Here is a 2,980-nt window from a genome sequence, read left to right on the forward strand (position 1 = left end):
TGACACCACCACCGGAACGGGATCTGGTACAACAGTTCCCAGTACGGGTTCCACTGGTACTGACACCACCACCGGAACGGGATCTGGTACAACAGTTCCCAGTACGGGTTCCACTGGTACTGACACCACCACCGGAAATACTACTACAAATACTACAGGAACTACCAATACAACTCAAGGAACTAGTGAAGTGAGAGACGATCGCGGTTTTGATTGGGGTTGGCTCGGTTTGCTCGGTCTTATTGGTCTTACAGGTCTTATTCCCAAGCGGTCTCAACCCCAAGCATATCGCGACCCCAATGAGGTAACTCGTTCTGGTTCTACCAGATATTAGACTATATAGCTATAGCAATACTATCTGAGTTTTGAAAATTTGCGGAGTTGAGATCCCCGACTTCTTAAAGGATACTGTTGGCGAATGATGGGTCAGACCCCACACCTCAAGACGAGAAAGTGCTGAATGAGGGGCGTCACCCCCATTAACCAGCTGTATCCTCAAGGAAGTTGGGGATATAACTTTTCATGAATGGTTTATGATTGCTATATTTAAATATTAAAAACTTTATAAATAAATTAAAGCTCCTTTTTGGCAGCTACAATCAAATCCTTGAGTTGTTTTAAAAGTAACCTGCTTAAAAATTGTGCGTTGAAAAGAAGCACCTGTTAGATTAGTTTTTGTAAGGTTTGCTTTAATAAAGATCGCTCCTTCGAGAGAAGCCCCTGTGAAATCTGCTTCTGTCAAATTAACTTCTTTAAAGATGACTCCTTGTAAGTGTGCTCCTTGAAAGCAAACTCCTGTAAGGTTAGTTTGGTCAAATCTGATTGTTTTGAAATATGCGTTTTTCCAGACAGAACCCTCAAGGTTTGTTTTCCAAAAGCTAGTTCTCTTAACAAGAGAATTCGTCAGGTTAGCTCTTTGAATATTTGCTTGACTGAGGTTAGTTTGATTGAAGTAGATATTTAATAAATCTGCTTCCTGAAGATTAGCCCGCCAAAGGTTGGTTTCCTGAAATATGGAGTGAGATAGGTTTGCCCTTCTCAAACTTGCTCCTATAAGATTTGATTTCCAGAAAATTGCTGCACGCAAGGAAGCAGCCGTTAAGTTCGCTTGAGTAAGTCTTGCTGTTTGGAGGTCAGATCCATCAAGGCAGGCACCCATTAAATTTGCTTGACTCAGATCTGTTTGGAAGAGAATTGCGTCTGAAATAACAGCTTGGCTCAAGTATGCTCGACTTAAGTCTGCTGCCTCAAGGGTTGCCCGATCTAAATTCGCACGACTGAGATTCGCACGACTGAGATTCGCACGACTGAGATTCGCACGACTGAGATTAGTACTTTGTAAGTAGGCTCCACAGAGATTTTCTCCCGCTAGATCTGCATCACTGAGATTTGTTTGTACTAGACATCTCTCCTTCTTTTGATGATTCCAGACATATACTCCTTGCCTTAACAGTGCAAGATGCTCCAGATTTGCCATCTCGTCTTAACTGTGCAGTAACTCCACTTGCTAACTCACTGTCGATTTAGATATCAATGAGTTGCACGTAGCTAATTATTTAAGATTATAAACCCTAATTGTGTTCTTCGTCACTTCTGAGTGTTAAAACAGAAAAATTGTATATTTTTTCAGTAAAAATGTGTTAGATATTGAGCGTGAAAGAAAATTTAGACAGACTCAATCATTGCTTTTTTCGCTTTTCAATCCATTATGTTCACAGATTTCGCCTATTCAAATAACTCTCTGTCTTTAAGTGGTTTGCAAGTCCTCGTGGTAGATGATAATAATGATACCCGTACTCTAATCGGGTTAATTCTAGAAGAGTTCTCGGCACAAGTTAGGACAGTGACATCTGCTCGAGATGCTCTAAAAATGATAGCACAGTGGCAGGTAGATGTTTTAATTAGCGATCTTGCAATGCCAAAAGAGAATGGTTGTTCGCTGATTCGTTGTATCAGAATGCAAGAAGATAAACGAGTTAGCCAAATTCCTGCTATTGCTATAACAGCCTGGATGATGGAAGAGGGACGCGCAATAGCTTTTGAGTTTGGGTTTGATATGTATTTAGAAAAACCGATTGACCCTAAAGAGTTAGCAGCAGCTGTTGCCCACTTGGTCGGACGATGAGAATGAGTCCAGATTTTTGTTCAACTGGAAATAGGAATGAAGCTTTTTTAATTACAACAATAATAATAGACATCTTCAGAAATTACTCCCTTTCCTCATATTTCTTAATATTTGTAAGAGCGATTGCTTTCTGCTGTTATACCAAAAACGGTTTAGAATCTAACTTTTCAAAAATTGCTAAAAACTCTTAGGGACGCAAGGCATTGCGCCCCTACAGGGTATTTGTATCACCAAAAAAGTGAAATGGTATTACTCCCTTTGGGCTCTAAAATTCCACTCCTGCATGTAGGGTGGGCAATGCCCACCACGATCGCGTTGGTGGGCATTGCCCACCCTACGCCCATAGGTAATTATAAGCGCGAGAAGGGAGTAGCCGTCTACAGTATAGAAAACGATGCCTTAAAGAAATTACTTTAAATCTTTACTTTGTAATTTTTGAGTGCGAAGTCGTATCCACGATTACAAACAGATGTAATACCAATCTACTTCCTCAGTAGGAAAGCTAATGAAAGTCGTAGCAGTTAAATTGATTTATTACTCCTAGGGAGCTGAATTCCATCATGCTGGTTGGGGATGAACATTACGAAGCTAAGCCTTTTGAGGCTTTTACCTTGTCAGTTTTTTCTACTTTTGCCATATAGATGGACTTCCGTTTCATCCTGAAAGAGTGTTTCTTCAATTGCAAGTGTGTTAGTTCTACTGAACTAGCAACTCGGTGTCTTTGTTTAGGCAGGACTTGAGTAAAATACATGGCAGTAAAGTATCCCAAATTTAACCAGGATCTCGCACAAGACCCGACGACACGTCGGATCTGGTATGCGATGGCTATGGGAAATGATTTTGAAAGCCATGATG

At 40.7% G+C, this 2,980-nt stretch carries 4 protein-coding genes; 3 read left to right on the forward strand and 1 reads right to left on the reverse strand.

What is annotated here, in order from left to right; genetic code table 11:
- Positions 1–334, forward strand: a 334-nt coding sequence (locus ACKTT2_RS00080) for a WGxxGxxG family protein (RefSeq protein ID WP_407882733.1), incomplete at its 5' end; no start/stop codon positions are given.
- 228 nt (positions 335–562) lie between these two features.
- Here the strand turns inward: ACKTT2_RS00080 and ACKTT2_RS00085 are convergent.
- On the reverse strand, positions 563–1,477 hold the full coding sequence (locus ACKTT2_RS00085) for a pentapeptide repeat-containing protein (protein WP_407882735.1): 915 nt from the start codon (positions 1,475–1,477) through the stop codon (positions 563–565).
- A 231-nt stretch (positions 1,478–1,708) separates the two neighbouring features.
- Here ACKTT2_RS00085 and ACKTT2_RS00090 point away from each other — a divergent pair, with 231 nt between their 5' ends.
- Positions 1,709–2,125 carry a response regulator gene (locus ACKTT2_RS00090; RefSeq protein WP_407882737.1) on the forward strand — a complete coding sequence of 139 codons (417 nt, stop codon included), beginning with the start codon at positions 1,709–1,711 and terminating at the stop codon, positions 2,123–2,125.
- 749 nt (positions 2,126–2,874) lie between these two features.
- On the forward strand, positions 2,875–2,980 hold a 106-nt coding region (locus ACKTT2_RS00095), incomplete at its 3' end, for a hypothetical protein (RefSeq protein ID WP_407882739.1).

Origin of the sequence: Scytonema hankhaensis NUACC26 (assembly GCF_045865695.1) — a bacterium.
In the GTDB taxonomy this organism is placed as follows: domain Bacteria; phylum Cyanobacteriota; class Cyanobacteriia; order Cyanobacteriales; family Nostocaceae; genus Scytonema.